Raw genomic sequence first — 13,901 nt, 5'->3', positions numbered from 1 at the left:
TCAGGGAGGACGGCATGAGCAAGGCACTGGACGGAGGCATCACCCGCAACGGCACGGGGATCGAAGGTCTCGAATGGAACATCCTCGGTCAGCGGTATTTCCCGAAGGCCGATTGCGATGCGGCCTTTGCGTTTGAAACCAACAGCGAGCCGGGCCAGTTCGTGCCCGTGCATATCCACCCGACTCAGGACGAGTTCATCCTCGTGCAGGAGGGGGAGCTGCATCTGAAGCTTGACGGCGTGTGGTCGGTGGCGAAGGCGGGCGATCTGGTGCGGATGCCGCGCGGCGTGCCGCATGGCTATTTCAACAAATCCGACAAGCCCGCGCGGGCGCTGTTCTGGGTCTCGCCCGCCGGCAAGCTGCGCGACCTGTTCGAGGTGCTGCATGACATGACCGATGTCGATGCGGTGGTGAAAGCCTCTGCCGAACACGATGTGGATTTCCTGCCACCGGAGGCCAACGACTGATGATCTACGAGCGGCTCATCCAGATCGAGTTCAATCACTGCGATCCGGCGGGGATCGTGTTCTATCCCCGTTATTTCGAGATGACCAATTCGGTGGTCGAGAATTTCTTCGCCGATGTGGTGGGCCGCAGTTTCGCGCAGATGCATCTGCAAGGCGGGGCGGGGGTGCCGACCGCGCGGCTGGAGGCGAATTTCCGCGCCCCCTCGCGGCTGGGCGAGAAGGTAACCTTCGGGCTGGAACTGCACCGCGTCGGCGGCAGCAGCGTCAACCTGACGATCACCGCCCGGCTGGGCGACGAGGTGCGGATGGTGGCGGAGATCACGCTGGTCTGGGTGGAAGGGCTGAAAGCCGCCCCCTGGCCCGAAGACATGCGCAGGCGCATGGTGGAATTCATGGAGGCAAAGGCATGACGATCGAGGCACTGCACCCGAAGGGGTGGAAGGCGACACCGGGCTATTCCAACGGGATGGCGGCAACCGGGCGGATGGTGTTCACCGGCGGCATGATCGGCTGGAACGACCAGCAGGAATTCGAGACCGACGATTTCGTGGGACAGGTCGAAGCTGCGCTGAAAGGCATCGTGGCCGTTCTGGCAGAGGCCGGGGCGAAGCCCGAACATCTGGTGCGGCTGACCTGGTATGTGACGTCGAAAAGCGAATACCTCGACAGTCTCAAGGATCTGGGTCGCGTCTACAAGGCGGTGATCGGGCGGCACTATCCGGCGATGGCGCTGGTGCAGGTGGTGGCGCTGGTCGAGGACCGCGCAAAAGTCGAAATCGAGGCCACGGCGGTCATTCCGCAGGGCTGACACATCCGGCAGAGGCGCGCAGAAGACGCGCCCTGCCATTATCACATGGGAGACTGACATGCCGGAACCGATCCTCGGGCCCACTGGCCATATCGACACGTTCACACGCGACAACCTGCCGCCCTTCGATCTGTGGCCCGAGATCGAGCTCGGTCCCTACCGTTATCCCGACTGGCTGAATGCGGCGGTGGAACTGACCGATGCTATGGTCGCCAAGGGCTTTGGCGACAATGTCGCGCTGATCGGCAATGGCCGGATGCGGACCTACAAGGAACTGACGGACTGGACCAACCGCATCGCGCATGCGCTGGTCGAGGATTACGGGGTGAAGCCGGGCAACCGCGTGCTGATCCGGTCCGCCAACAATCCGGCGATGGTGGCCTGCTGGCTGGCCGCGACCAAGGCGGGGGCGGTTGTGGTGAACACCATGCCGATGCTGCGCCATGGCGAGCTGAACCAGATCATCGACAAGGCCGAGATCACCCATGCGCTGTGCGATACCCGGCTGATGGAAGAGCTGGTCGTGGCGGCCAAGAACAACCGTTTCCTGAAAACGGTGGTGGGCTTTGACGGCACCGCCAACCATGACGCCGAGCTGGACCGGATGGCGCTGTCGAAGCCGGTGAAGTTCGAGGCGGTGAAGACGGGCCGCGACGACGTGGCGCTGCTGGGTTTCACCAGCGGCACCACGGGCGAGCCGAAAGCGACGATGCATTTCCACCGCGACATCCTGATCATCGCGGATGCCTATGCGCGCGAAGTGCTGAACGTGCAGCCCGAGGATGTGTTTGTCGGCTCGCCTCCCTTGGCCTTCACCTTCGGTCTGGGTGGGCTTGCGGTATTTCCGCTGCGCTTTGGCGCTTCGGCCGCACTTCTGGAAAATGCCTCGCCGCCGAACATGATCGAGATCATCCAGAAATACCGGGCGACGGTCTGTTTCACTGCGCCGACCGCCTATCGCGTGATGCTGCGCGCGATGGAGGAAGGCGCCGATCTGTCCAGCCTGCGCGCCGCGGTTTCGGCGGGGGAAACCCTGCCCGGCCCGGTCTATGAAGACTGGATCGCCAAAACCGGCAAGCCGATGCTGGATGGCATCGGCTCGACCGAGATGCTGCATATCTTCATCACCAACCGTTTCGGCGACAGCTTCCCCGCCTGCACCGGGCGGCCCGTGACCGGCTACAAGGCCATGATCATGGCGCCCGATGGCTCCGAAATGCCGCGTGGCGAGATGGGGCGTCTTGCGGTGAAAGGCCCGGTCGGCTGCCGCTACATGAGCGCGCCGGACAAGCAGCGCGCCTATGTGAAGAATGGCTGGAACCTGACGGGCGACAGCTTCTGGCAGGATGAGGCGGGCTATTTCCACTTCGCCGCGCGGACCGACGGCATCATCGTCTCCTCGGGCTACAATATCGCGGGGCCAGAGGTGGAGGCGGCGCTGCTGGCGCACCCGGATGTGGCCGAATGTGCGGTGATCGGGGCACCGGATGCGGAACGCGGCCAGATCGTCGAGGCGCATGTGGTGCTGGCGGCGGGCGTGCTGGCCGACCGCGCCACGATCAAGATGTTGCAGGATCATGTGAAAGCGACCATTGCGCCCTTCAAATACCCCCGCTCCATCGTGTTCCGCGAGGCGCTGCCCAAGACTGAAAGCGGCAAGATCCAGCGCTTCAAGCTGCGCGACGGGATGTAAGGCCCGGCGGGGCGGTCAGTCGCGGCGCCAGAGCAGCGCATCCAGCGACCACCGCCCCGGCCCCCGCGCTATCAGCGCAAGGAAACAGGCCGCCCAGGTGCCATGCACCTGCCATGCCTCGGGGTAGACGAAGATCTGGATGGCTAGCGTCATGCCCAGCAGCGCCAGTGCCGACAGGCGCGTCGCCAGGCCCAGCACCAGCAGGATCGGGAACAGATGTTCCGATACCGTGGCCAGCACGGCAGCAAGGTCTGACGGGATCAGCGGCAGCGCATATTCATTTTTGAACAGGAACCATGTGCTGTCCCTGATGGTGAACAGCCCCTCGACCTTCGTCCGGCCCGAGGTAAAGAACACGGCCGCCGGAAAGACGCGCAGCGCAAGCCCTGCGATGTCCCACAGCAGGGGAGCAAAGCGGGCTTCGGCTGTTTCAAGGCGAGTTTGCAGGCGGGGGGAGAGAAGCGCGGTCATGGGGTTTCTCCGAAGGTGATCTGGGTGATGGCGCCGTGGCGGATCAGGCGCATCAGGAACGGGCCTGCATCGTGGCGGGGCTCGGCTGCGGTTGCGGCCTCGGCTGCGGCGAGCAGCGAATGGCCCGCCATCAAGCTGGCAAGAAAGGCATTGTCGCCGGGAGCAAGCGTCTCGACCTGCACGGCGTCCTGACGATCCCGCAACACCAGCGCGGCCTCGGTGCGGGCAGCCTCGATCTTGCCGGGCGTAGCGGTGCCGGGCTGGTTGGCCTGCCAGATGGTGACAAAGGCCCAGGGCGCCACAAGCCGCTGCACTGACGGATGCAGGGGCAGGCGTGCGCGATCCGCCCCGGCAGCCGCAGCCGCCACAGCCTCGGGCGGGGCAGGTGCTGCATCGGCTGCGTGATAGGCGCGGCCGCGCGCCAGTTCCAGCCGCGCGACATCGGGCAGGTAGGGCAGCCCGGCCAGCGGCGGAAAGGCTGCGAGGAAATCGGGGAAGGTCTCGCCCCATTGGAACAACACAGGCGAGGGGGGCGGGCTGTCCTTCCAGTAGACTCCGGCCATGGCGGCGAAGAACTCCGCCCCCACCAGCCGCTCCACAACCGGGAACCGGGCTTTCAGGGCCTCGGTCAGCGAATGCGCCACATTGTTGCGATAGACGGCGAAACGGCGCTCCGCCTCATCCGGCGCTGTTGCGGTCACACCAGGGGGCAGGCCCCCCGCTGCGATGGCCTGTCCGAAGGCGGCAATGAACTCAGGATGCGAGCGCACGGCGGGCCTCTTGCGCAAGGGTCAGGATGACGCTGGCGCGGTCGGCCTCCGCCATCAGCTCGGCAAAGATCGGCACGTCATTGTCCCATTCGATCAGCGTCGGCAGCGGGCCGCTGCGCATCACGGTTTCGGCAAACAGCGCCCAGACCGGATCGGCGACCGGGCTGCCATGCGCGTCGATCAGCAGCGGACCAGAGGGCAGTTCCTCCTCGGCATGGCCGCCCAGATGAATCTCGCCCGCCAGATGCAGCGGGAAATCGGCCAGCCAGGCGCGCGGGTCCATCCGGTGATTGGTGCAGGACACAAAGACGTTGTTCACATCCAGCAACAGGCCGCAGCCGGTGCGGCGCGCGATTTCGGTCAGAAACGCGGTCTCGGGGATTTCCGACTGTTCGAAGATCACATAGGTCGACGGGTTTTCCAGCAGCATCCGCCGCCCCAGCGCGGTCTGCACTTCGTCGATATGGTCGCAGACAACGTTCAGGGTTTCCGGCGTATAGGGCAGGGGCAGCAGGTCGTTCAGGTAATCGGTGCCATGGCTGGACCAGGCCAGATGTTCGGAAAAGCTCTCGGGTTGATAGCGATCCACCAGCGCACGCAGCCGGGCCAGATGACCGGCGTTCAGCCGCCCGGCGCCGCCGATGGACAGGCCCACCCCATGCAGCGACAGCGCATAATCCTGCCGCAGGGCGGTCAGCATCCGGTGCGGCGGGCCGCCTGCGCCCATGTAATTCTCGGCATGCACCTCAAAGAACCCCAATGCAGGGCGGGTGTCGCGGATGGCGGGAAAATGTTCGGGCTTGAAGCCAAGTCCGGCGGCGGCGGGAAGGGCGGGCTGCATCTTGTCCTCCTCGGGGCAGGGTGGCCGGGGCTGGGGACGCCCCGGCCGGTCGCTTTGCCGGGGCCATGCGAGGCCCCGGCGGCGATCACATCTTGACCGGCTCCAGCGAACCCACGCCATGCGGGGTCTCGATGCTGGCGCAGGTGCCGGCGGGAACGTATTTCCAGGCGTTGCCCTGATAGTCTTTCGTCGCAGTGCCGGCGCAGGTGGTGCCTGGGCCTGCCGCGCAGTCGTTCTGCCCCGCCATGGCGACGCCATAGCACTTTTCCATATCGCCCTCGGCCTGCGCCTGTGCGGCGGCCAGCGTCAGCGCGGTGGCCAGCGTGGCGGTCAGCGACAGGGTCTTGGTCATCATGGTCATCGGGTCATCCTCCGTTGGATCTGAAGCAAGGGCGCGTCCGGCCCTCGCAGTGCATTTCGCCGGACGGGCCGGGGGCGTTACTGGCATCACGCTTGTGTGTTCACCCGTGATCCATTGCAGAAATGTCGTGAGCGGCTGTAACAAGGTCAGGCTGACGGCGTAATGCAGGACAGTATGAGAGACAGCGAAAGCGAATGGTCGGTGCTGATGCGGGCTGCGATCGGCGGTGACGGGCGTGCCTATGCACGCCTGCTGACGGAGATCACGCCGGTGCTGCGCGGGATCGTGCGGTCGCGCGGGCGGACGCTGCCGCCGGACCGGCACGAGGACATCGTGCAGGATGTGCTGCTGGCGATTCACGAGAAGCGGCACACCTGGCGTCCCGACAGTCCGCTGAAGCCGTGGCTCTATGCCGTGACGCGGCACAAGGTGGTGGATGCCTTTCGTCGCTGGGGCGCATCGGTGCATCTGCCCATCGAGGATTTCACCGAATTCCTCGAAAGCGAGCCTGGCCCCGACCCGCTGGCGCGGCGCGATACCGACCGGCTGCTGGCCGGGATCGACGACCGTTCCGCTGCAATCGTGCGGGCGGTGGCGATTGAAGGCGAGGAAACCGGCGCCGTGGGCGCGCGGCTGTCGATGACCGAGGGTGCGGTGCGCGTGGCGCTGCACCGGGCGATGAAGAAATTGGCCCGTCTGGGCGCCGGGAGCGGCGGCGATAGACCGGGCCGGGGACGTGACGAATGAGAACCGAAGATCTCATTTCCCGACTGGTGGCGGAGCCGCCACGCCCGCCGCTTCGCGCGGCGGCGATGGCGCTGGCCATGCTGGTCGCACTGGCGCTGCCGCTGGGGTGGTTTCTGGGCAGCATGGGGATGCGGCCGGATCTGGAGGCGGCGCTGCTCGCGCCGGTGACGGCGGCGAAGTCGCTGCTTCCCTTCGTGCTGGGCGCCACGAGTTTCGCGCTGGCGCTGCATCTCGCGCGGCCCGAGGCACGGGTGGGGCGTCGGCTGGTTCCGGCTGCGCTGGTCGGGCTGGCGGCGCTGGGGCTGTGGCTGGGCTTCTGGGTGCAGACGCCAACGCAGGCGTTGGGTGCGGCAATCCGTGGCTCTACCCAGGTGAAATGCCTGACGACCATTGCCCTGATGTCCCTGCCGCCGCTGGCGGTAGGGCTGCTGATGCTGCGGCGCGGGGCGAGTTCTGCGCCCGCGCTGTCAGGGGCTGTGCTGGGGCTCGCCTGCGGTGGAATGGCGGCGGCAGGCTATGCGCTGCACTGCACCGAGGATAATCCGCTGTTCTACGTCACATGGTATGGTGCCGCGATTCTTGGCGCAGGTGGCATCGGCGCGCTTCTGGGGTGGCGTTTGCTGCGCTGGTAAGGCTTGCCGCTTCGGGTGTTATCGTTTTAACCTTGAAGCATCAGCGACAGCGGAGATTTGGCGATGCAGGATATCGTGACGGGGCTGGAGGAACTTCTGGGCCCCGAGGTGGTCACCCGTGCGGGTGATGTGCCCGAAGCCTATCGCCATGACTGGTCTGGCCTGACCCCGGTGGAGCCGCTGGCGCTGTTGCGGCCCCGCGATACGGCGGGGGTGTCAGCGGCGCTGCGGTTCTGCAACGAACATGGCGTGGGCGTCGTGCCGCAGGGCGGGCGCAGCGGCATTTCCGGCGGCGCCATGCCGGTGGCGGGGGCGGTTGTGCTGTCGCTCGACCGGCTGAATCAGATCGAGGAGGTCGATCCGCAGATGGCCACGCTGACCTGTGGCGCGGGTGTGGTGCTGGAAAAGGCGCAGCAGGCAGCGGCGGAGGCAGGGCTGATGCTGGCCGTCGATCTGGGCGCGCGGGGGTCGTGCACCGTGGGCGGCGTTATCTCCACCAATGCGGGCGGCAATCAGGTGATCCGCTACGGCATGGCGCGCGAGCATGTGCTGGGGCTGGAGGTCGTTCTGGCCGATGGCACGGTGATCACCGCGCTGAACAAGATGCTTAAGAACAACGCCGGGCTGGACCTGAAACAGATGTTCATTGGCACCGAGGGGCTGTTGGGCGTGGTCACCCGCGCCGTGATGCGTTTGCAACCGCGCCCGCCCCACACCGCCACCGCCTTCCTTGGCCTTGCCGATACGGCGGCGGTGATCGACATGCTGGCCCGCGCCCGCGCGGCACTTGGCCCGCAACTCACCTCGTTCGAGGTGATGTGGCCGAGCTTCTTTCACCATATGTCCGAAGGCACGGGCATCGGCAGCCCGCTGACTGGGCGCCATGGCGTCTATGTGGTGATCGAGGCCAGCGGCTTTGCCGAAGGCGGCGCCCGTGCCGCGCTGGAAACCTGCCTTGAGGCTGCGCTGGAGGCGGGCACAGTCGAGGATGCGGTGATCGCCGCCAACAGCCGCGAGGAGCGCGGGCTATGGGCCGTGCGCGAAAGCGTGGCCGAATTTGCCCGCGTGGTCGGCCCGATCATCGCCTTTGATGTCGGCCTGCCGCTGATGCGCATGGACGAGGCCGTGCGGCGCTGCGAAAGCGGTATTGCCGAACGCTGGCCCGGTGCGCTGGCGCTCAGCTATGGCCATATCGGTGACAGCAACCTGCATCTTGTGGTCTCGGTCCCTTCGGCTGGCAAGAACCAGCCGGAGTCCGAGGTCAAGAAGCTGGTCTACGGCATCGTGCGCGAGATGGCGGGCACGATTTCCGCCGAACATGGCATCGGCCTGATCAAGCGCGATTACCTTGCCTACAGCCGCAGCCCCGAGGAAATCGCCACCATGCGGGCGGTCAAGGCCGCGCTGGATCCGAAGGGGATTCTCAATCCGGGCAAGGTGCTTTCGCCCTGATTGAAAGAGCATGTGTCTGCAACCTTCTTATGGGCGGCCCGGTCAGTGCAGGGTCGCCCTTTCTTGTGGCGGAATCTGAAATATTGCATATTTTTTCAATGACTTGATAGTGAAAAGGTGGAGGGTGAACTTCGCTTTTCGGATATTTCAGGTTTGAACTTGTTTTATTTGCATATGCATGTTTTAATCCGCTTCATAAGAGTTTCGGCTGGGGTCCGGCGGGCATTGCCCGCACCGCTCCCGGTGATCGGAAAAAGCGGACGACAGAGCCGCTGCCGGTCTTGCGATCCTGACAGAAAAGACATCCAACGGAGGTTATGCTATGAGAATGTTCAAGGCCTTTGCCGCCGCGGCCCTGCTGGGGTCGTTCGGCACGGCTTCTGTGGCGGAAGATGTGATCGAGGCGGTCCACTTCACGCCGACCCAGGTGGGCTTTGCCCAAAGTTTCCTGCGCTTCGTCGACCGGGTGAACGAACGCGGCAAGGGTGTCGTTCAGATCAACGTGCGCGGTGGCCCCGAGGTTGTGCCGAACCCGCAGCTGGGCACGGCTCAGCAAAGCGGCCTGATCGACATGATGAATGCGCCTGCGGGCCTGTATCTGGAAATCGTGCCGGAAGGCGAGGTGTTCTCGGCCTCGGGGATCAAGCCCTGGGAAGCGCGTGAGAACGGCGGCTGGGATGCGATCGACAAGATCTATCAGGAAAAGGGCAATGCCAAGCTGCTGGCCCATGTCGACGCCGGGGCCGGTTTCTGGCTGTGGACCGTGGACGAGCCGAAGCTGACCGAGGATGGCATGCTGGACTTCAGCAAGCTCGTGATCCGCGCCTCGCCGCTTTACAAACAGTTCTTCGAAAGCCTTGGCGCGCAGATGATCGTGCAGCCGGCCGGGGATGTGTATACCTCGCTGGAGCGCGGCGTGATCAACGCCAATGCCTATCCTTCCATCGGGTACAAGGCCTTCGGCTGGGACAAGTTCACCCGCTACCGGGTCGAGCCGGGGTTCTTTCACCTCGACGTGCTGATCTCGATGAACCTCGATAAGTGGAACTCGCTTTCGGACGAATCGAAGAAGATTCTCAATGAGGTTGCCATCGAATACGAACGCGAAAGCTATGACGCGATTGCCAAGGAAGACCAGGAATCGCGCGCTGCGATGGAAGCCGAGGGCATGAAGGTCGTGGAAATGACCGGCGCAGGCCGTGACAAGTTCCTCGCCGAAGCTGCCAAGGCAAGCTGGGACCGCATGAAGGACCGCGATCCGACCCATGTGGAAGAGCTGCGCAAGTTGTTCCCCTGAGACCTGCCGGGCCGCACCTGATGTGCGGCCCTTTTCCTTGCGAGGGGGTGCGTGACCCGTGCTCCGCCCCCGACTGGCGCCAGAGTTCCCGACAGGGTGAACCGGCGCATGGCCCGGATGGGCTGCTTTGCGGATGGAGCGGATGACCACCTTCTTCGATATTGTCGGCCGGGTTTCCTGGCTGCTGGCCGTTGTGGCAAAACTGCTGATCGGGCTGCTGATCCTGTTCGTGGTGTCGGATGTCGTTGCCCGGAACCTCGGGATGCGCGCGCTGACCTGGGCCATTTCGGCCTCCGAATACAGCCTGCTGTATCTGACCTTCCTGTCGATGCCCTGGCTCGTGCGCAACAAGGGGCATGTCTTTGTCGTGTTCTTGCGGGGGCTTTTGCCGCCTGCCGGACGAGCGCTGCTGGAAAAGCTCATGTACATCGCCTGCATCGTGCTGTGCCTCTACCTCGGCTGGATCGCGGCAACCTCGCTGTCGGTGGCGGTGGCAAAGGGCACCTATGAAACCCGTACCTTCGACATGCCGAAATGGGCGGTGTTCCTGCCGATCATGCTGGGCTTTGGCCTGTCCGCGCTGGAGTGGCTGCGCTTCCTGCTGACGCCGGTGTCGATGTACGACATCAACCCGACCGAGATGGAGGGCATGTGATGGACTGGCTTTATCCTTTCGCCGTGCTCATCGGCTCGATCATCACGCTGATGGGGCTGGGCCTGCCGGTGGCCTTTGCCTTCTTTGCCACCAATATCCTTGGCGCGCTCCTGTACTTTGGCGGTACGCGGGGCATCACGCAGATGGTGGCGAATTTCAACGATGCGGTGGCGACCTATGCACTGGCGCCGCTGCCGATGTTCCTGGTCATGGGCAGCCTGTATTTCCGGTCCGGTCTGGGCGAGAAGGTCATCCACGCGCTTGATCTTGCCATCGGCAACCTGCGAGGGCGACTGTCCTATGTCGTGCTCAGCGCCGGGGCGATCTTCGCCGCGCTGTCGGGGTCGAGCCTTGCCAATGCGGGGATGATGGGCTCGCTGATGGCGCCCGAGATGCTGAAGCGGAAATATAAACCGCATATGGCCTATGGCCCGATCCTTGGCGCGGGCAGCCTTGCCGTCATCATCCCGCCCTCGGCGCTGGGGGTGCTGCTGGGTTCGCTGGCGCAGATCGACGTGGGGGCGCTGCTGATTGCCGGGGTGTTGCCGGGCCTGTTGCTGGTGTCGATGTATGCCGTGCTGATCTGGGTGCAGACCCGCATCGACCCCGAGGCCGCGCCGCAATATCCGGTGCCGCAGGTCACCGGCCGCGAAAAGCTGAAAGCCGTGCTGGTGAACATTATCCCCATGGGCTTTCTGGTGTTCATGGTGGTGGGCACCATCATCCTTGGCATCGCCACGCCGACGGAATCTGCCGGTCTGGGCTGTGCGGGCGTCGTGCTGTTGCTGATGGTCTATCGCAAGTTCAGCTTCGCGGTGCTGTGGAAGTCGCTGGATGATGCAATGAAGGTCACGGCGATGACCTTCCTCATCATCTCGGCCTCGATGACCTTCTCGCAGATCTTCGCCTTCTCGGGCGCCTCGAACGGGTTCATCCAGTATATCACCGGCTTCGACCTTGGCCCGCATGGCATCGTGCTGATGATGGTGGTGACGGTGCTGATCCTTGGCATGTTCATGGATCAGGTCTCGATGATGCTGATTACCCTGCCGCTGTTCATGCCGATCGCCAGCCAGTACGGGTTTGATACGGTCTGGCTGGGGCTGATCCTGCTGCTGGCCTATGAGGTGGGCTTCACCACGCCGCCGTTTGGCATGTTGCTGTTCGTCGTACTGGGCGTGGCGGAACCGGGGACATCGCTGAAAACCATCGCCATGTCGGCGCTGCCCTATGTGCTGCTGACGCTGCTTCTGATCGTGATCATCATGATCTTCCCGCAGCTGGCGCTGTTCCTGCCAAGCCTGATCTGAGGAGCTGACCGATGAGCTTTGCACTGGTGATGTTCTGGCAGGGTGGCGCGGCACTGACCGAGGCGGGGCGCGGCAGGCTGCGCGCCCTGCTGGGCGGGCTGGCGGGTGTGGATCGGTCGATCCTCTACACCCCCGCCAGGGCAAGCGATCTTTACACCGACGATGGCGCGGGCCCCACGCTGGGTGTGCAGATCGAGGCCCCGAGCCTTGAGGCGCTGGAGGCGGCTTGCGCCGCTGACGGCGCCTTGCAGGCGCTGGCCGATCCAGATTTCCTGCCGGAACTGGCGGGGGCTCAGGCGGATCAGCAGATGTTCGTCCTGCGCCGCTATCCGGTGGATGAGGCGCAGATGCAGACGCCCGCGGGCGAAATGCCCTGTTCCTATGTGGTGCACTATCCCGGCCCGGCGCAGGACTATAATGCCTGGATGACGCATTACATCGCCGGACATCCGCCGATCATGCGCCGCTTTCCCGGCATTCGCGGTATCGAGATCCTGACGCGCTGCGACTGGATTTCCGCGCTGCCCTTCGCCCGTGCCGGTCACATGCAGCGCAACCGCGTGCTGTTCGACAGCCCGGCGGCGCTGACTGCCGCGCTGCATTCGCCGGTGCGCCACGAGATGCGGGCGGATTTCCATACCTTCCCGCCCTTCGAGGGCGGGAATTACCACTTCCCGATGTCAACCGAAGTGGTCTGAGCCTTATGGCAGCAGGATCAGCCGTCCGCGGCTGATCTCGCCCGCCGCAAGCCGCCGCTGCGCCTCCGCCGCCTGATCCAGCGGCAGGCGGTCCGCGATCTGCGCTTTCAGCACGCCCTGCGCCGCAAGGTTCAGCACCTCGGCCACCACGCTGGCATCGTCCGTGATCATCGCGCGGGTGACGCGGACGCCGTGTTCCGCGCCGCGATCCTCGAACGGGGCGGCGGTCAGCCAGACCAGATGTCCGCCGCGTTTCAGAACGGCATAGCTGGCAGTATGGACCGCTCCGCCCATCAGGTCGAACACCACATCCTGCGGCGGCAGGTCGGTCAGGGCGTCCCGGTCATAAGCGATGATCCGCGTGGCCCCCAGACCACGCACATAATCGGCGTTGCGGCTGTGGCAGGTGGCGCTGACCTCGGCCCCCAGATGAGCGCAAAGCTGCACCAGCAGCCCGCCCACCGCACCCGCGCCGGAATGGACCAGCACGCGCTGCCCCGCCATCACCCCCGCCGTGCGGCAGGCGATCAGCGCGGAGAGGCCGGAGTTCACCAGCGCGGCGCCTTCTTCCATCGCCAGCGCATCGGGTAGCGGCACGGTCAGGGCCGCATCGGCGGCGATCATGCTGGCATAGCACCCTGCTCCGCGCGCGGGCGGCGCCATGACGGCGACGCGCTGTCCGGGCGTAAAGCCGGTGACACCCGGCCCGCAGGCGAGCACGCGGCCCGTGCCATCCCGGCCGGGGATCTTGGGAAATTCGGGCGTGAAATGCGCAGCCAGCATCCCGGCGCGCAGTTTCCAGTCCAGCGGTGCGACGCTGGCGGCCTCCAGCGCGACCAGAACCTGACCGGGGCCAGGCTCCGGGTCGGGCAGGGTGCCATGTTCCAGCACTTCGGGGCCGCCATAGCCGCGATAAAAGATCGCCTGCATCAGAACCCCTCCCGCGCGCGCGCCACGGCGGCGCCCGCAGCATCGGCCAGATGGCGCGCATCATTGCCGATCAGGAAGAAGGTGATGCCCAGCTCGCGCCAGTCCGGCACCTCGTCAGGCGAAGCGCAGAACATGCCCACCGCCTTGCCCGCCGCGCGCGAGACCTTGGTGATGCGCTTGATCGCCGCCATCAGCCTTGGTCGCCCCTCCGGCCCCAGCGCGCCCAGCGTCACCCCCAGATCGCCGGGGCCGATGAAGATGACATCCACACCCTCCACGGCCGAGATTTCCTCGATATTTTCAAGCGCGCCGGGGGTTTCAGCCTGAATGGCCAGCAGGATGCGGCTGTTCGCTGTCGCCAGATAATCGGGGATGCGATAGCCGAACCCCGCCGCGCGCCCTGGCCCGACCCCGCGCACTCCGACCGGCGGATAGCGCGTGGCGGCGACGGCGGCGCGGGCCTCGTCGGCGGTGGAGACGCGGGGCACCAGCACCCCGTCGGCGCCGCTGTCCAGCACGCCCGCGATGCTGTCGGGCAGATGCCCCGGCACGCGCATGATGACCGGCACGCCAAGCAGTTGCGCGGCGCGGATCATCTCTTCCGCGCGCTCGCGGCCGATGGGGGCGTGTTCGCCGTCAAGACACAGGAAATCCGGCGCGGTGACCGCGCAGATTTCCACCGCCGTCGGATGCGGGATGGCGCAGAACAACCCGGCCAGCGGCTCGGGGGCGATACAGCGGCTGCGGAAATCGGTCATCTGGGCCTCGC

General features: G+C 65.3%; 17 protein-coding genes. 11 read left to right on the top strand and 6 right to left on the bottom strand.

Going from position 1 to position 13,901, the window contains the following annotated elements:
• The first annotated feature begins 14 nt into the window (after positions 1–14).
• The 4 genes from IE126_RS16180 to IE126_RS16165 all read left to right on the top strand — a co-directional run bounded on the left by IE126_RS16180 (position 15) and on the right by IE126_RS16165 (position 2,968).
• Positions 15–467 carry a cupin domain-containing protein gene (locus tag IE126_RS16180; protein WP_054304338.1) on the top strand — a complete coding sequence of 151 codons (453 nt, stop codon included), beginning with the start codon at positions 15–17 and terminating at the stop codon, positions 465–467.
• On the top strand, positions 467–877 hold the full coding sequence (locus tag IE126_RS16175; RefSeq protein ID WP_054304337.1) for an acyl-CoA thioesterase: 411 nt from the start codon (positions 467–469) through the stop codon (positions 875–877). The genes IE126_RS16180 and IE126_RS16175 overlap by 1 nt, the downstream gene beginning before the upstream one ends.
• Positions 874–1,275, top strand: coding sequence for a RidA family protein (locus tag IE126_RS16170; RefSeq protein WP_054304336.1), 402 nt, complete (start codon positions 874–876; stop codon positions 1,273–1,275). The genes IE126_RS16175 and IE126_RS16170 overlap by 4 nt, the downstream gene beginning before the upstream one ends.
• A 70-nt stretch (positions 1,276–1,345) precedes the next feature.
• Positions 1,346–2,968: an AMP-binding protein gene (locus IE126_RS16165; protein ID WP_200907838.1), complete on the top strand. Its 1,623-nt coding sequence runs from the start codon at positions 1,346–1,348 to the stop codon at positions 2,966–2,968.
• Between the two features lie 15 nt (positions 2,969–2,983).
• Here the strand turns inward: IE126_RS16165 and IE126_RS16160 are convergent, their stop codons facing one another.
• The 4 genes from IE126_RS16160 to IE126_RS16145 all read right to left on the bottom strand — a co-directional run bounded on the left by IE126_RS16160 (position 2,984) and on the right by IE126_RS16145 (position 5,411).
• Positions 2,984–3,439, bottom strand: a complete 456-nt coding sequence (locus IE126_RS16160) for a DoxX family protein (RefSeq protein ID WP_108129784.1) — start codon at positions 3,437–3,439, stop codon at positions 2,984–2,986.
• On the bottom strand, positions 3,436–4,209 hold the full coding sequence (locus tag IE126_RS16155; RefSeq protein WP_158640713.1) for an HvfC/BufC N-terminal domain-containing protein: 774 nt from the start codon (positions 4,207–4,209) through the stop codon (positions 3,436–3,438). Before IE126_RS16155 ends, IE126_RS16160 begins: the two co-directional genes overlap by 4 nt.
• On the bottom strand, positions 4,193–5,050 hold the full coding sequence (gene bufB, locus IE126_RS16150; RefSeq protein WP_108129786.1) for an MNIO family bufferin maturase: 858 nt from the start codon (positions 5,048–5,050) through the stop codon (positions 4,193–4,195). Before bufB ends, IE126_RS16155 begins: the two co-directional genes overlap by 17 nt.
• Positions 5,051–5,135: 85 nt before the next feature.
• Positions 5,136–5,411: a BufA1 family periplasmic bufferin-type metallophore gene (locus IE126_RS16145; protein WP_229825582.1), complete on the bottom strand. Its 276-nt coding sequence runs from the start codon at positions 5,409–5,411 to the stop codon at positions 5,136–5,138.
• 174 nt (positions 5,412–5,585) lie between these two features.
• Here IE126_RS16145 and IE126_RS16140 point away from each other — a divergent pair, with 174 nt between their 5' ends.
• From IE126_RS16140 to IE126_RS16110, 7 genes are all read left to right on the top strand, one after another.
• Positions 5,586–6,158, top strand: coding sequence for a sigma-70 family RNA polymerase sigma factor (locus IE126_RS16140; RefSeq protein ID WP_229825580.1), 573 nt, complete (start codon positions 5,586–5,588; stop codon positions 6,156–6,158).
• Positions 6,155–6,790 (top strand): NrsF family protein, encoded by a 636-nt coding sequence (locus IE126_RS16135; protein ID WP_189381596.1) that lies wholly within the window; start codon positions 6,155–6,157, stop codon positions 6,788–6,790. The genes IE126_RS16140 and IE126_RS16135 overlap by 4 nt, the downstream gene beginning before the upstream one ends.
• A 63-nt stretch (positions 6,791–6,853) precedes the next feature.
• Positions 6,854–8,242 (top strand): FAD-binding oxidoreductase, encoded by a 1,389-nt coding sequence (locus IE126_RS16130; RefSeq protein ID WP_189381595.1) that lies wholly within the window; start codon positions 6,854–6,856, stop codon positions 8,240–8,242.
• 322 nt (positions 8,243–8,564) lie between these two features.
• On the top strand, positions 8,565–9,539 hold the full coding sequence (gene dctP, locus IE126_RS16125) for a TRAP transporter substrate-binding protein DctP (RefSeq protein WP_082401123.1): 975 nt from the start codon (positions 8,565–8,567) through the stop codon (positions 9,537–9,539).
• Positions 9,540–9,681: 142 nt separating this feature from the next.
• A complete protein-coding gene (locus IE126_RS16120; protein ID WP_054304327.1) occupies positions 9,682–10,194 on the top strand; it encodes a TRAP transporter small permease in 513 nt (170 codons plus the stop codon).
• Positions 10,194–11,504: a TRAP transporter large permease gene (locus IE126_RS16115; RefSeq protein WP_054304326.1), complete on the top strand. Its 1,311-nt coding sequence runs from the start codon at positions 10,194–10,196 to the stop codon at positions 11,502–11,504. The genes IE126_RS16120 and IE126_RS16115 overlap by 1 nt, the downstream gene beginning before the upstream one ends.
• A gap of 11 nt (positions 11,505–11,515) precedes the next feature.
• A complete protein-coding gene (locus IE126_RS16110; protein WP_108129791.1) occupies positions 11,516–12,202 on the top strand; it encodes an EthD domain-containing protein in 687 nt (228 codons plus the stop codon).
• 3 nt (positions 12,203–12,205) lie between these two features.
• Here the strand turns inward: IE126_RS16110 and IE126_RS16105 are convergent, their stop codons facing one another.
• Positions 12,206–13,132 (bottom strand): NADP-dependent oxidoreductase, encoded by a 927-nt coding sequence (locus IE126_RS16105; protein WP_189381594.1) that lies wholly within the window; start codon positions 13,130–13,132, stop codon positions 12,206–12,208.
• On the bottom strand, positions 13,132–13,890 hold the full coding sequence (locus IE126_RS16100; RefSeq protein ID WP_189381593.1) for an HpcH/HpaI aldolase family protein: 759 nt from the start codon (positions 13,888–13,890) through the stop codon (positions 13,132–13,134). Before IE126_RS16100 ends, IE126_RS16105 begins: the two co-directional genes overlap by 1 nt.
• Between the last annotated feature and the right edge of the window lie 11 nt (positions 13,891–13,901).

Source organism: Gemmobacter nanjingensis, assembly GCF_014652195.1.
Taxonomy (GTDB): domain Bacteria; phylum Pseudomonadota; class Alphaproteobacteria; order Rhodobacterales; family Rhodobacteraceae; genus Gemmobacter; species Gemmobacter caeni.
This window is presented reverse-complemented; position numbering and strand designations above follow the sequence as displayed.